The organism is Shewanella sp. ISTPL2, from assembly GCF_013283205.1.
GTDB lineage: Bacteria > Pseudomonadota > Gammaproteobacteria > Enterobacterales > Shewanellaceae > Shewanella > Shewanella oncorhynchi.
The window spans coordinates 1,509,781-1,524,465 of the sequence record NZ_JAAPAV010000001.1 but is presented as its reverse complement, the minus strand read 5'-3'; the positions used below and the strand labels follow the sequence as shown (position 1 = coordinate 1,524,465).

Below are 14,685 nucleotides of genomic sequence, written 5' to 3'. Positions count from 1 at the left end.
GAATAAAGCTTAATTACGCTACGGGATAGTCAGCATTAGACTCAATAAAACGACGCAGCCGTTTAACCAATAGTTTAAGTAATCGATTGACCAATTTGGCACTGTGATAAGGTCAAAGCCTACCTAGGCTAACCATTTAGGAACTCAAGATGTTTGATAATCCAGCATTATTACTATGGAGTTTAGTCTTTAGCCTCTTTGGTCTTGGCTTTTTCACCTATGGCAAACGCCAAGCGGCCCCCATCCCTTTAGTTGTTGGCCTCACCCTGATGATTTATCCCTATTTTGTCACCAATCTCGCGTTACTTATCGCTATCGGCATCGCCCTGATCGCACTGCCCTATTTTGTAAGGATATGATTTGGGGTTTATAGAAATGTTTACGAACAGATAGCTACAAAATAAATGGTGAGGCTAATACAACTTCGTATACCTCTACACTCATACCACAATAGGTTGATACAGAATCTCAGGCACTCCACGCTTCTTAAGAAAATATTGCGCCGTCTTTGTTATTTTTTCAGTATGAGAAACAGTTTTTACCTGATAATAACCGCTTAAAATTCGCTTAGTCAGCATGACCGCGAAATCATAATGTTCCTGTTGATAAGGTTCTATTACATCATTTGTTGGAATTAATTCATTTAACTCATTCATTTCTAGCCAATCCATCGCTTCAGCAAGCCAAAATAGCTTTATGGCAATGGCTAACTCGCATAATGGATGATCCGCAATTGCAATAGGAATCTCATTACCATCATCCCAATTATAATGGTCCAATAAGGCATACAATTCATGTGCTGACGAGATAGTTTTTACAAGGTTTACCGCCTCTTCAACATCCTCGATTTCATAAACAATTCTATCAATAATTTCTGTCATTATATTTAAGTCCTTAATGTTTCAATCAGCCCATTTAACATAGGGTAAAGGAGTGATAAGAACTTAATACAAAGCCCGAAATAGGAATGGCCAAAAGATTGAAACTCCTTGTCGTTCACCTCACCCCTGATAAATGATTTCAACTATTCTCGGCAGATGGTAAAACGGCGCACCGCAAAAATGCCCAGTAGTGAAAGTGTCAATAGCGATAAGCTGCCACCGCCGCTGTAACCTTGTTTATGTTCTATGGTGGCGACGTGCTCTTCCTTAACCCGAGTTTTAAAACGGGCAAGCTCGTCATCTAAATTGACTATCATGTCGTTCACCGCAAGATCAAAGCCCTCGTAGGATTTCTCTCTTAGGGTTGTCGTCACGCCAACAGCGGTTGAACTCTCAGTTAACTGATTAATACCTGGCGCCCTAAATAACATCTTCTGGCTACGCATATCGAAAACGGCTGTATCAACAAAGGTTTGAATCGCATTTTCATTGCCGGGGATTAAATACATGCCCACGATAGTCCAATAAAGAATGGCGGACTTGTTCTCGTGGCTTTGCATCAATTGATCGTAAGAAACCAATGCCATAACATCAACATCATGCAGGCGAGCAACCTGCTGCAAGGTTTCAAAACCTTTACCATTTTTAAGATAGGTACTTGGGATCACTTCGATACGATCAATATAGTCATATTTAACAAAGGATTTTTTCACCTTATCAAGTAATGCCATCTGAGTTCGGCTATCAATTGCATCGGCTTGCCAATGGGACGAAGGCAAGAAAGCGATGCCGACGGTAATAGGTAAACGCAGCACAGGTAAGGATGGCTGCTGGGCTTGGCGACTCTTCTCATCAGGGTATAAATATTCAACTAAGCTACTTGATACCGCATTTTTCTCAGTAGTATTACCGTTAAAAAATGCACTACAACCACCCAGTGAAAGCATTGCGAATGAGGCTATACCACAGGCTATTACCTTAAGTTTCATTTGTTTCCCTACCGTATACATACACTTGCTGTTAATGATGAAAACTGAACCCACAACTAATGCAGATTTTGGATTACCTTATCCACTCATCAGAGTAAAAACAAGCTGTTATGTTCACATATCACAGCATTAATCTTCTTTGATTAGATTTTAAATACAAAAAAGCCGCACTATAAATGCGGCTAGTGAATAGGTAAAACCACCTTCTAAAATACAACTTAAGTCAAAAATTAAGCGTATTTACGCACTTTTTTAAGGGCGATTTGTTGTTTTAGCATGGATAAATGTTCGATAAATACTTTGCCATGCAAATGGTCGATTTCGTGCTGCAACACTATGGCTAAAAACTCATCGGTCTCGATTTCGATAGCTTTGCCCGTTCTGTCTAAGGCGGTCACTTTAACCTTTTCAAAACGTGACACTTTAGCGCGATAACCTGGGATAGACAGACAACCTTCTTCACCGACGAACTCACCTGACTTTTCAACAATCTCAGGGTTAATCAGCACTAAAGGCTGGTCGCGACCGTCAGATAAATCGATCACGATAATGGCATCTGTACTGCCGACTTGCGTTGCCGCTAAACCGATACCATCGTCCGTGTGATACATGGTTTCGATTAAATCATCGATAAATCCCTGAACAGCTTCAATATTTTTTACAGGTTGCGCTTTACGTTTAAGGCGCTCATCGGGAATAGTTAGAATATCGAGTACAGCCATGCCAGTTATCTTCTCTCATCGAGTCAAAAAAATTGGCGCTATTATGGACTATTTGACCATTTACACAACATTTAAGCTAAAAACAGTTTAAATATTTTGTTAGTAATCGAGCTAGCCGATAAAAATATCGAGAAGTGCTTAATCCTTTAAATGCCAAATACCCTCACATCTACCGCTAAGCCACGCTTTACCGTTACACTAGCGTGAACTCATCAAGCAAAAGTTTTTGAGAGTGATTCTTTGTGAGTCATACCAATCGTATTAAATATCTGTTCATTCAGCGAGAATTCAACGCGCTTTAGACAAGGCGAAGGCATGAAGGCATAGTGGTGCTCTGTCGAAAGCCTTAAACGCAGTATAAAGCGTTTTGAAACCCGCCCTTTGGGAGCCTCACAGGTATCCCACTCCGGTGTTGCATTGACTTAAAAGAGAATAACGATTTCTGCGTCAATGCGCCTGAGATTTAAATACCTGTGAGGCTTTGAACTGATTAGATATTTAATGTGATTGGTATCAATACCATTAAGCTGAGGGTTAACAATTCAATGGCATCGTTTCCTAAAGAAAAATCACCACTGTATCAATACCTTGAACAAGATAAACAGAGTGTAGCGAGAAAACAGCCCCAAGCAGTGGACTTGTCTCCTATGGCGAAAATCTGGCATATCGTCGCCATGATCCCGCAGGGTAAAGTCAGCAGCTATGGCAAAATAGCCGATTATGCAGGATTACCGGGACGAGCGCGTTATGTGTCAAAAGCGCTGAAAGCAGCTCCCGAACATTTGTCACTCCCTTGGCATAGGGTACTCAATAGTCAAGGCAAAATATCCTTCGAGAAAAATTCAACCTTCTTTCAAGAACAGATGGAATTGTTAAGAATTGAAGGGATAACAGTGAACTGCGGCAAAATTAGTTTGTCTGAATACGAGTGGCGCCCGGATCTGGTGACTTTAGTCATGGCAATGCCATTTTAGTTTAATATATTGATCCATAAACTATTTACATCTCTATTTACAGAAACGTCGTCCTCGGCTATAACCTGCTTACAGTCGATCCGATAATTGATTTATACTCAACTGATTGACCCAGAACTGTGTAAGTAAGCATGCTACTCGACACTTTTTTATCAACCACTACCGACCATTCTGTAGTGATACAAGGTGAAAACCTGCGACCCAAGGAGCATTCTTTGCGTACCATTCCCACATTATTAGTGAGTTTTACCGTCCTCACTCAAAGTATGTTTGCCATGGCAGCGCCAACGCCGCTAACACCGCAGACGGCCGAATACCAAGTCAACTATGGAGACATTGAATTAGGAAAAGCCAAATACACGCTACCCAATCCCGAAGATGGCGTGTTTAAGTATCGTTTTGATAGCGATCTCAGCCTGTTATTGTTAACCGATGTGCGTCACATCTTGAGTGAATTTACTCAAAATGATACGCAGCTCAGTCCTTTGCGTTACTTACAACAACGCCAAGGTGTCGGGCCTAATTACACGGAGCAAACCGCATTCGCCAAAGCTCAAGGCTTTATTCATACCCGTTACAAAGATGAAAAAGGCAAGTTTCCCTATGATGATAAAATCTTTGATCCTCTTATGGTGCAGTTGCAATTTAGGCTAGATATGATGGCGGGCAAAGAAGTGCTCGACTATAAGATGGTCAAGGACAACGAAGTCGATGAATACAAGTTTCATGTGATCGGTAAAGAACGAATGAACATCGACAGCGGCAGTTACGACACAGTCAAAATCGAAGTCGTGCGTGACAATAAAAAACGTCAAACCTTCTTCTGGATGGCGCCTGACTTAGCGTATTTGCCCGTGCGGTTAACTCACTTTGAAAAAGGCAGTAAGCAGCTCGATATTAAGTTACTTAAATATCACTTCGATGAAGTGCCGCACCAAGAAACCATACCAGCAGACATTGCAGAGAAACCGCTAGTGCCTAAACTGCTCGGCACGACTGAAGGTTAATCGGTAAGGCATTGAGTTAAGATGTATAAACTTAACCCAATGATACAAAGCCTTAGCTTCACAATACTGAACTAAAGCCCAACCGAACTAATATCTAACCGAACTAATATCTAACCGAACTAATATCTAACCGAACTATATCTAACCGAACTATATTTAACTGAACTATATCTAACTGAACTTAGGGCCTACCTCTAAGTTCAGTTAATGTTCATGGCTAATGGTTCATCACTGATTGCTAGAAGGTATGTTAGATACTGACTCGAACTTTTTAATAAAGTGACCTGAACAAAACAAAGTCAACCGTAAATCCGCTTGCCCTCATTATTTAGCTCAGTGGTATCACATCAGAGATCGATTAACAGCTCACCCAATCTGAACAGCTTCCAGTTACCCGGCTGCATAACGCGCCACTGTTCATTTTCGGTCAAAGGGCGAGTCGCAATCACAGTCACCACATCATGGGCGGTAGTTTCCTTATCAAAATCAATCACCACATCGGTATCGATAAGTTTCGCTTTACCAAACGGCGCGCGGCGAGTGATGTAACATAAGTTATTACTGCAATAGCTCATTAAATGCTCGCCATCGCTCAATATCATGTTGAACACACCTAACGCACGGATTTGCTCGGCCAACGTTGCGACGTAATGGAAAACTGCCAACATATCTTCAGGTTTAGTACCGCCAAACTTCTGGGCGACTTGTTCCAAAATCCAGCAGAAAGCAAGTTCGCTATCGGTATCGCCTACGGGTTGATAGCGCGAGACATGAAACTTGGGCAGATAGTCCGTCAATTGCCCATTATGGGCATAGGTCCAATAACGTCCCCATAATTCGCGGGTAAAAGGATGAGTATTCTCTAAAGACACACAGCCGCGATTAGCCTGCCGAATATGGCTTATCACCACTTCACTTTTAATCGGGTAGGATTTGATCAATTTTGCAATATGCGATTCGCTACTCGGGCAAGCATCTTTAAAAGTACGGCTGCCTTTCCCCTCGTAAAAAGTAATACCCCAGCCGTCCACGTGGGGACCGGTTACACCACCACGTTGTGCTAATCCCGTAAAACTAAACACAATATCGGTCGGCACATTGGCGCTCATCGCCAGTAACTCGCACATATTTCTCGCCTATCATCAATCAAAAAAACTACTTATTGGCATTGTAACTAGTTGATGACATTTGTGGAATGATCAAAGCTGACAAATAATTTAAACAATTGTTTGAAAAATACTTGTATTAAAATTCTCTTAGGTTTAACTTTTATGCGACACAGGTCTGACCACAAACTATAATTGTGATCGCAATCAATAAAACACTCTATGACCTGTGGTTGGCACTCGGTCATATTTAAGGAGAATTACAGTGACTACCCTACTTTGGATCATCGCCATGATCTTAGTGCTAGGAGCCCTAGCTTACCTTCGGGTATCTTTGCTCACTGCCACTATTACAGCCGCTGTTGTGATGACAGCAGGATGGACACTCGATGTTGTCGGCCCTATCTCTTGGATCGTTTTCCTCGTGATCGCGCTGCCGTTAAATATCAGTGCATTTAGACAAAATGTGATCAGTCGTCCACTGATGAAGGTATATCGCGGCATCATGCCGGAAATGTCTTCAACAGAGAAAGAAGCGATTGAAGCCGGCACCACTTGGTGGGAAGCGGATCTGTTTGCGGGTAACCCGAACTGGAAAAAACTCCATAACTACCCAGTTGCGCGTTTAAGTGCAGACGAACAGGCCTTCCTCGATGGCCCTGTTGAAGAAGTGTGCCGCATGGTGAATCAACACCAAGTGTCACATCAACTTGCCGATCTGCCTGCCGACGTATGGCAATATCTGAAAGATCACGGTTTCTTCGCCATGATCATTAAGAAAAAATACGGCGGTTTAGAATATTCAGCTTATGCCCAATCTCGTGTGTTACAAAAACTGGCGGGGTTAAGCAGTGAGTTGGCTTCAACTGTTGGCGTACCTAACTCTTTAGGCCCTGGAGAGCTTCTGCAACATTACGGCACGCCAGAGCAGCAAAACCATTATTTACCGCGTTTAGCCAAAGGCTTAGAAGTCCCTTGTTTCGCTCTGACCAGCCCAGAAGCAGGTAGCGATGCAGGCTCTATTCCTGACTTTGGTATAGTGTGTAAAGGCCAATGGGAAGGTGAAGAAGTTCTGGGGATGAAGCTGACTTGGAACAAGCGTTACATCACTTTAGCCCCTGTCGCGACAGTATTAGGCTTAGCCTTTAAACTGCGCGATCCAGAGCATCTCCTTGGCGATAAAGAAGAACTCGGCATCACCTGTGCTTTGATCCCTACCGATGTGGAAGGAGTAGAAACGGGTCGTCGTCACTTCCCGCTCAACTGCATGTTCCAAAACGGTCCGACTCGCGGCAACGAAGTATTCGTACCATTAAGCTTCATCATTGGCGGCCCGAAAATGGCTGGTCAAGGCTGGCGCATGCTGGTGGAATGTTTATCTGTGGGCCGTGGTATCACACTGCCATCAAACTCAGCTGGCGGCGTGAAAACCGCAGCGCTGGCAACAGGGGCCTATGCTCGCATTCGTCGTCAGTTCAAATTGCCTATCGGCAAGCTTGAAGGTATCGAAGAGCCAATGGCACGCATCGGCGGTAACGCTTATCTGATGGATGCGGTAACCACGTTGACCACTACAGGTATCGACCTAGGTGAAAAACCGTCGGTTATCTCTGCGATTGTGAAATATCACCTGACAGACAGAATGCAGAAATGCGTTATCGATGCCATGGATATTCACGGTGGTAAAGGTGTGTGTCTTGGCCCCAATAACTATTTAGGCCGTGGCTACCAAGCTGCGCCTATCGCAATTACTGTTGAAGGTGCAAACATCCTTACCCGTTCTATGATCATCTACGGCCAAGGCGCAATTCGTTGCCATCCGTATGTACTCGCAGAAATGGAGTCTGCGTTTGATACTGAATCGGGTCAAGGTTTAGCTAACTTCGATGCAGCTATTTTTGGTCACATTGGTTTCGCGACCAGTAACTTCATCCGTAGCTTCTGGTTAGGTCTAACATCAAGCCGTTTCTCTAACGCGCCTTATTCAGATAAAACCAAGCGTTATTATCAACAGATGAACCGTTTCAGTGCCAACCTTGCCCTGCTCTCTGACTTAGCCATGGCAACCTTGGGTGGTAACCTTAAACGTAAAGAACGTATCTCTGCCCGTTTAGGTGACTTACTGAGTCAACTGTATCTGGCATCAGCCACGCTGAAACGCTATGAAGATGAAGGCCGTCAAACCGACGACTTGCCATTAGTACAATGGGCAGTTGAAGATGCGCTGTACAAGCTGCAAGCTTCTTTAGACGATTTACTGGATAACTTCCCTATGGGCCTTGGCGGCGCGTTACGTGTGGTGATGTTCCCATTCGGTCGTCCACTGAAACGCCCAAGCGATGTGTTAGATCATAAAGTCGCTAAGATCATGCAAACACCGTGTGAAAGCCGTAACCGTTTAGGTAAAGGTCAGTTCTGGACTAACTCTGAGCACAATGCTGTGGGGATCCAAGAACAAACACTACTCGACATCATCGCGTCTGAACCGCTGCATGACAAAGTCTGTAAAGCCAGTGGTAAACGTCTACCATTTATGTGGTTAGATAAAGTTGCCGCCGAAGGTAAAGCCTTAGGTGTGTTAAGCGATGCCGAAGTGCAATTACTGGAAAGAGCGGAAATTGGTCGAATGAAATCAATCAACGTTGATGACTTTGACCCAGCAGAACTGCGTCCAGAAGTGGTTTCAACCACTTCACAGGAACGTGCTGCGTAATCCACTCAGTAAGATTTAAACCACAAAAAGGAGGCTAATTAGCCTCCTTTTTTATTCCGATGGCAGGGCGTGCCACAACTAAGTGAATTTGGTTGAGTTACGACCTCGACTTTGACCAATGCTTTCATTGCTCAGTATGACTGAACAGTACTATGCAAATGACATTACTATCAATCCATTGATAAAAGAATACCATGTCAGTAAGTCGCTGACATGCCACTTTAAAAACTGTTCAGTTTTTAAACCTGTAAGGCTTTAGATCTAATTCAGCCTTAACACTCTTCATCACTCAGGTCTTCAAAGTACCAGTAACCGAGGTTCACCCACTCAGTCAGCTGCGTAAGCAAATCGGCATCGGCTAACCAGGGGGCTAAGGCGGTTTTATCTAACTGATTGCTATCACACAGGAGTGGGATCACCGCGGCCAATTCGGCAGAGAGCTGATACTTATCACCATTAATATAGACAACGCCTTGTCCCACATTGATATCAAAATACAAACAACGCAGTCCGCCGAGGCGAATAAGCGGCTGCTCATCGAGCCAAGCGAGCACTTCGTCTTGCGTGATGTCCAATGGCTCATCGGGTAAATCGAGGGCGCATTTAGATTGAGTTAAATAGCGGCCCGAAAACTCGCTCACCAGTTCATCGGTTAACATATTAGTCAGTTGCGTGCGTAACCGCGCTAAATCACGATTATCAACACAACCACTGCGCGTTGTCTGCTCGCGGTCTGGATCTTCAATCTGCTGTGTGCCTAAATCTTGCTCAGACAGATGATCGGCCAAAGCACTTACCATATCTTTGGCGGAAGCTGTACGATAACCAACTGAAAAACTTAAAGACTGTTCTAAGGTTATGCCGTCATGGGGGAATCCAGGGGGAATATAAAGGATGTCGCCGGGCAACAACTCAGTATCGATAATCGGTTCAAAGGCTTCTGTGTGCAGCAAAGCGGGATGGGCGGCAAACTCTTTGTGCGGCCCCAGATCGCCCACGCGCCAGCGGCGACGTCCCGAACCTTGGCAAATAAACACATCATACAGATCGATATGCGGCCCCACGCCACCGCCAGGAGTGGCAAAACTCACCATCACATCATCTAAACGCCAGCGCGGAATAAAATCAAAACATTGGATCAGGGCTTCTGCATCGGGCACCCAGTTGTTCAATGCTTGCACGATCAAAGTCCAATCCCGTTCACCGAGATGATCGTAGGAATCAAAAGGGCCAAATTCAGCCTGCCATTGCCCTGCCTGTTGGTACACTCGCCGAGATTCCACCAGCTCATCCATGGCTAAGCCGGCTAACTCTTCGGGCGAGATTAAATCTTGAAAATGTTTGAATCCTTGGCGGATAACCAAAGGTTTTTTCTGCCAATATTCTGCTAAAAATTGCGCGGGTGTTAAGCCATTAATATCGAGTTGCATGGGTCGCTCACAAACCAAACTGTTATTCATAGAGGTAAATGCTAACAGGAAGCGAAACCAAGAAAGCTCGACCGGATCAACAAAGCATTAAGTCTTTTATCAGCGTCAATGTGATAGTGAATTTACTAACGTATTGAATTACAATCGGCTTATCTAAAAGCGTTGCACTGTCAAAGACGGCAATGCTGACACATCATTTATAGAGTCCATGTAAGATCTATGCCTACATCTGCAGCTAACACTTTGGTCGTGCTCGACTTTGAAACCACGGGGCTATCGCCCAATCAAGGGGACCGCGCGATTGAAATCGGAGCTGTGCTGATTGAAAACGGCGTGATCACCCAAAGATTTTCAGAGTTGATGAACCCAGGATTTAGAATAAGTCGTTTTATTGAGGACTACACAGGGATCAGCAATCAAATGCTCAGGGATGCAGCGCCCTGCAATGAAGTGATGGCGCGTTTTGCCGACTTTATCGCCGATCATAACTTAGTCGCCCACAATGCGGCATTTGATCAGCGCTTTTTAGACGCGGAATTTGCTCAAATTCGCCATCGTTATCTTGGACAATTTGGCTGTTCCTTGCTGGTGGCGAGACGTTTGTATCAAGCGGCGCCGAATCATCAGTTAGGTACTTTAGTGCGCTATAAACAGTTACCAAGCGATGGCACCTTTCACCGCGCCTTAGCCGATGCTGAGATGACTGGCCATTTGTGGCTGGCAATGCTGGCAGACCTTCAGCAAGAGTTCGGTCTCAATGCTCCCACCTTCGAGTTACTGCAAAAAATCGCCAAGAAAACCAAAGCAGATGTGCCGAAGTTTTTACGTCAATATGCGGTTAAGTGATCCCAAAAAGCAAAAATCCGATAAATCCAAGGATTATCGGCGATTTTTCAATAAGCAAATTAAGTGCTCAACGACTTGCCAGCAAAAAACACTCCTAGCAATAATGACCCATCTATAACGGCTTAAGCGGCGCGCTATCAATGCCGCAGGAACTGCGAACCACTAAGGTCGTCGGAATAAGCTGCGCACTCACCTCTTGTCCGCGGATAAGTTTGAGTACACTGTCGACTAAGATTTCACCGGCTAATTGGGTGTTCTGCTTAATGGTCGTTAATGGCGGATTGGCAAAACTCGCCACCGGAATATCATCATATCCCACGACGGCCACTTGCTCTGGAACTGAAATGCCCTTCTCTTTCAGCGCACGAATAGCACCAATGGCAATCAGATCGCTAGCAGCAAAAATAGCATCAAACTGTGCGCCTTTGGCCATCAATGCCATAGCCGCATCGTAACCAGCACTTTCAGTGCTAATTGCCGACACTTGCTTAGTGTGATCGACTGCAATATTCGCCATTTGCAGCGCTTTCACATGGCCTAAATATCTGTCCCTAAACTCAGGGCTGTGGCTCGAGGCATCGCCTAAAAAGGCAAAAGTTTTACGACCAAGGGAAATCAAGTGCTCTGTTGCAATCAAGCCGCCTTGATGATTATCACAACCAATCGATAGTACTGACTTATTGTTATGCTCAGCACCCCAGATCACAAAATGAGTATTCTGCGCGAGCAATCGCTCCAACTTTTGCTCGTAGTCCATGTAGTCGCCGTAACCGAGCAAAATAATGCCGTCAGCTTTATTACTGTCTTCATAATCGGCGTGCCAATCGCTGGACAATTGCTGAAAAGAAACCAATAAATCATAACCTTGCTGCGCCGTTGCTCGGGTAATGGAGCCAAGCATAGACAGGAAAAAAGGATTGATTAACGAGTCATCGTTGGTGGGGTCTTCACACAATAACAGCGCTAAGGTATGGCTATTTTGGGTGCGAAGATTGCTGGCATTTTTATCGACCTTATAATTCAGCTCTTTGGCAATGGTTTGAATACGTTGGCGAGTTTCTAAATTGACTAGCGGGCTGTTTCTAAGGGCACGGGAAACCGTTGACTGGGATACGCCAGCACGATAAGCAATATCAATCGAGGTCGCTTTCGATGCCATAAAGAGGATTTAACCTTAGTTATTATTTTGCGTCGATACTAAAACAGTTCCACCCACTTGTATAGACGAATGCGTTAACATCCGTCTTACATTAGAGACTCTGCTTAAATGCCGAGCTGATCGAGCAAATCATCGGCTTCATTATCAATGGCACGAGTCGCAATGGCGGGTTTATCGGCCATCTTAACCCAAGGCGAAACATTCGAATTTGAGTCGTTATTTCCCCCAATCGAACTGTGCTGCTCTAACAGACTATCGGGATCGAATTCTTCATCGTAGACAAATTCATCTAAGCGAATGAATTCGGTTTTGTCCATGGCAAACTCGAGGTAAAAAATATGGTTATTTTCAGTCCTAAACGACACTCTGCGGGCAACCGCATCGTCTAAGTTAGCGTCGATTGATATGGTTAACTCTTTATTAATCGTCAACATTTTTGGCTGGCTTTGGCTGATTGACGTTTGCAATTCTTTTGAAATTTTATTAATAAAATCCCCTAAGATTTGGTTCATCAACTCACCCATCACGTTACTCACTTCATCTGACGTATGCGAAAACGCGAGCTCAGACTCAGGCATACCCATGTTCAGCATGTAGCGACGGTAGATTTCAATCGCCGCCGAAGCTGAAAAGTTAATCACCACTAGGCCTGAAAAACCACCATCAAAAATCGAGAAACAACCGAGATCAGGTTTAAGACGAGTACGCGCAATACTTTGTACCATACCCGCATGGGTAACATTGCTGGCACTGGTGCTAGAGAGGACGTGGGCAACTGAGTGGCATAACTTCAGTAAAATATCATCCGACGTTACGATAGTATTTGTGGTCATAATCGATTCTCAAACTGAATAATGAATTAATCTTGCGCGTAAAAGCGTAAAAAATCAAAATTAAAACAATTGATTAGCCTAATATAGCAAGATGGTAAAATTAACATAACGCTAACTTATTGATATTTAATAGATCAGATAAAACCTTCAACATAAAGCGACTTATAAAACGGCCTAACTTAATAAGAACATGCCCCATAATGCAACAGATTAAAGTTCCCTATCACTATTCCCTGCTTTAGATCAAAGAAACTCATATTTTATAACGGCTTTTGCTTAATTTATGTCACAGACGATTCAATTGAGATTGATTCGCAGGTATATTGATGCACAATAATAAGTCCTTAAGGAATCCAAATGATCACGTTTTTGCGCCGGTTTACCATTTTACAACGCTTAATGATGATGCTCCTTATGGCCGCGATAGGGACTGTGTGTTTTGCCAGTTTTTCAATTAAAGAGCAGTACAGCAATTTAATTGAACAGAAATGGTTGCAGATAGACGGTCAGCTCGCCAGCATGTTAAGTGTGATAGATGTGCATCGTCAGGATGCGCTCAAAGGTAAGTTTAGCGAAGCAGAAGCTAAACAAATCGCCGCGGATTTAATCAATCAAACTCGCTATTCAGGTTCAGGCTACTTCATTGTTATTGATGATAATAATCAAATCCTCGCCCACGGGGATAGCGCAAATCTTATTGGCACCTCAGCATTAACCTTCAAGTTACCTAATGGCACAAATCCCTTAGCCACTATGCTGCCATTAGCGCGTGCTAAATCGAAAACGACCCTCGAATACCCTATCGCCGATCCTATGACACGTGCCATCGAAGATAAGCTCGCAGAAGCCCGTTACTACCCACAATGGGGTTGGACAGTCATAACAGGCGCTTATCTTAGCGATGTCAAAGCGAGCTTAAAGTCAGTCATTATCGACTATCTAATTATCATGTTTTTGATTTCAGTGCCGATTTTTGCCTTCTTCCTTGTGCTTAACCATTCCATCACCTCACCATTAAATGATGCTATTGATGCCCTTGAAGATATTGCCCAAGGCGAAGGCGACTTAAGTCAGCGCATTAATGCTCAAGGTAAAGATGAGATTGCCCATCTCGCCCGCGCCTTCAACATGTTCGCCCAAAAAATTGGCGACATGGTCGGCCATTTACAACCTTTAGGCCAAGCATTAGATAAAGATGCAAAACAGCTTTTGATTGCAGTTGAAGAGTCCAATCAGAGTGCTGAACATATCCACAGAGAAACTGGCAGCGTCGCCACAGCCGTCAATCAAATGCTGTCGACCACCCATGAAATGGCGAGCAACACCCAGCAAGCGGCCGATGCGGCGAACAGCGTAAAAGAACAAGCGCAGCAAAGCCAAGTCGTGATCGACAACACAGTCAGCAACACAGAAAAACTGGTGGCAGAATTAAAAGCCTCTGAAGTCATCACCCAAAAGCTGGGCGTCGCCTCACAGCAAATCGGTAGCATTCTCGATGTGATCCGCAGCATTGCCGAGCAGACCAACTTACTCGCCCTTAATGCCGCCATTGAAGCTGCTCGAGCTGGGACCCACGGCCGTGGTTTTGCCGTAGTTGCCGATGAAGTCCGCGCCCTTGCTACTCGCACCCAAGACTCGACCAATGAGATCCAAAAAATCATTAGCGAGATCCAATCCGGTGTTGGCTCAGTGATGAAGAGCAACAATCAAACTCAACTGCAATCCGATGAGCTACAGGCCCAAGCCCACGAAGCGGGTAAAGCCATGGCGGCGATTCTGCAATTGATTGCCCATATCAGTGACATGAACACACAATTAGCCAGCGCCACCGAAGAGCAATCACTGGTGACCGAAGAAATTAATCGAAATATTTGTAATATTTCGGAATTAACCGAAGTCTCAGTAAAAGCTAACGAAAGTAATAGCCATGCAGCTCAGTCACTGCAAGACATTAGCCAAGACATGTCCCGCACCTTAGGCCAGTTTAAAATCTAACTAAAGTGTATGAGAACGGCATGACTTGTC

At 44.3% G+C, this 14,685-nt stretch carries 13 protein-coding genes; 6 read left to right on the top strand and 7 right to left on the bottom strand.

Features of this window, described 5'->3' with window-relative positions:
- Positions 1–149: 149 nt before the first annotated feature.
- Positions 150–359, top strand: a complete 210-nt coding sequence (locus HUB64_RS06870; protein WP_168825107.1) for a hypothetical protein — start codon at positions 150–152, stop codon at positions 357–359.
- Positions 360–440: 81 nt separating this feature from the next.
- On the opposite strand, the gene HUB64_RS06865 is transcribed toward HUB64_RS06870, so the two are convergent.
- The 3 genes from HUB64_RS06865 to def form a co-directional block, all read right to left on the bottom strand.
- Complete coding sequence (locus HUB64_RS06865; RefSeq protein ID WP_173496668.1) at positions 441–881, bottom strand: DUF4274 domain-containing protein; 441 nt, start codon at positions 879–881, stop codon at positions 441–443.
- Between the two features lie 143 nt (positions 882–1,024).
- Positions 1,025–1,870 (bottom strand): rhombotarget lipoprotein, encoded by an 846-nt coding sequence (gene rhlP, locus HUB64_RS06860; protein ID WP_173496667.1) that lies wholly within the window; start codon positions 1,868–1,870, stop codon positions 1,025–1,027.
- 230 nt (positions 1,871–2,100) lie between these two features.
- Positions 2,101–2,592, bottom strand: a complete 492-nt coding sequence (gene def, locus HUB64_RS06855; RefSeq protein ID WP_173496666.1) for a peptide deformylase — start codon at positions 2,590–2,592, stop codon at positions 2,101–2,103.
- Positions 2,593–3,137: 545 nt separating this feature from the next.
- On the opposite strand from def, the gene HUB64_RS06850 reads away from it, so the two are divergent.
- Positions 3,138–3,566 (top strand): MGMT family protein, encoded by a 429-nt coding sequence (locus tag HUB64_RS06850; RefSeq protein ID WP_173496665.1) that lies wholly within the window; start codon positions 3,138–3,140, stop codon positions 3,564–3,566.
- A gap of 215 nt (positions 3,567–3,781) precedes the next feature.
- A complete protein-coding gene (locus HUB64_RS06845; RefSeq protein ID WP_105252420.1) occupies positions 3,782–4,573 on the top strand; it encodes a DUF3108 domain-containing protein in 792 nt (263 codons plus the stop codon).
- 347 nt (positions 4,574–4,920) lie between these two features.
- Here HUB64_RS06845 and HUB64_RS06840 read toward each other — a convergent pair whose 3' ends face one another.
- On the bottom strand, positions 4,921–5,700 hold the full coding sequence (locus tag HUB64_RS06840) for a class II glutamine amidotransferase (protein WP_113939616.1): 780 nt from the start codon (positions 5,698–5,700) through the stop codon (positions 4,921–4,923).
- Positions 5,701–5,944: 244 nt separating this feature from the next.
- On the opposite strand from HUB64_RS06840, the gene fadE reads away from it, so the two are divergent.
- Positions 5,945–8,392 carry an acyl-CoA dehydrogenase FadE gene (fadE, locus tag HUB64_RS06835; protein ID WP_028760048.1) on the top strand — a complete coding sequence of 816 codons (2,448 nt, stop codon included), beginning with the start codon at positions 5,945–5,947 and terminating at the stop codon, positions 8,390–8,392.
- Positions 8,393–8,664: 272 nt separating this feature from the next.
- Here the strand turns inward: fadE and HUB64_RS06830 are convergent, their stop codons facing one another.
- The gene (locus HUB64_RS06830; RefSeq protein ID WP_173496663.1) at positions 8,665–9,822 is read right to left on the bottom strand and encodes a cupin domain-containing protein; all 1,158 of its coding nucleotides are present in this window, start codon (positions 9,820–9,822) and stop codon (positions 8,665–8,667) included.
- 219 nt (positions 9,823–10,041) lie between these two features.
- Between HUB64_RS06830 and HUB64_RS06825 the strand changes: the two genes are divergently transcribed.
- The gene (locus tag HUB64_RS06825; RefSeq protein WP_173496662.1) at positions 10,042–10,668 is read left to right on the top strand and encodes a PolC-type DNA polymerase III; all 627 of its coding nucleotides are present in this window, start codon (positions 10,042–10,044) and stop codon (positions 10,666–10,668) included.
- A gap of 112 nt (positions 10,669–10,780) precedes the next feature.
- Here HUB64_RS06825 and HUB64_RS06820 read toward each other — a convergent pair whose 3' ends face one another.
- On the bottom strand, positions 10,781–11,827 hold the full coding sequence (locus tag HUB64_RS06820) for a LacI family DNA-binding transcriptional regulator (RefSeq protein ID WP_028760051.1): 1,047 nt from the start codon (positions 11,825–11,827) through the stop codon (positions 10,781–10,783).
- Between the two features lie 104 nt (positions 11,828–11,931).
- Positions 11,932–12,660 carry a DUF3334 family protein gene (locus tag HUB64_RS06815; protein ID WP_028760052.1) on the bottom strand — a complete coding sequence of 243 codons (729 nt, stop codon included), beginning with the start codon at positions 12,658–12,660 and terminating at the stop codon, positions 11,932–11,934.
- A 357-nt stretch (positions 12,661–13,017) separates the two neighbouring features.
- Here HUB64_RS06815 and HUB64_RS06810 point away from each other — a divergent pair, with 357 nt between their 5' ends.
- Entirely contained in the window at positions 13,018–14,655 is a 1,638-nt protein-coding gene (locus HUB64_RS06810) for a methyl-accepting chemotaxis protein (protein ID WP_028760053.1), read from the top strand.
- Positions 14,656–14,685 lie beyond the last annotated feature (30 nt).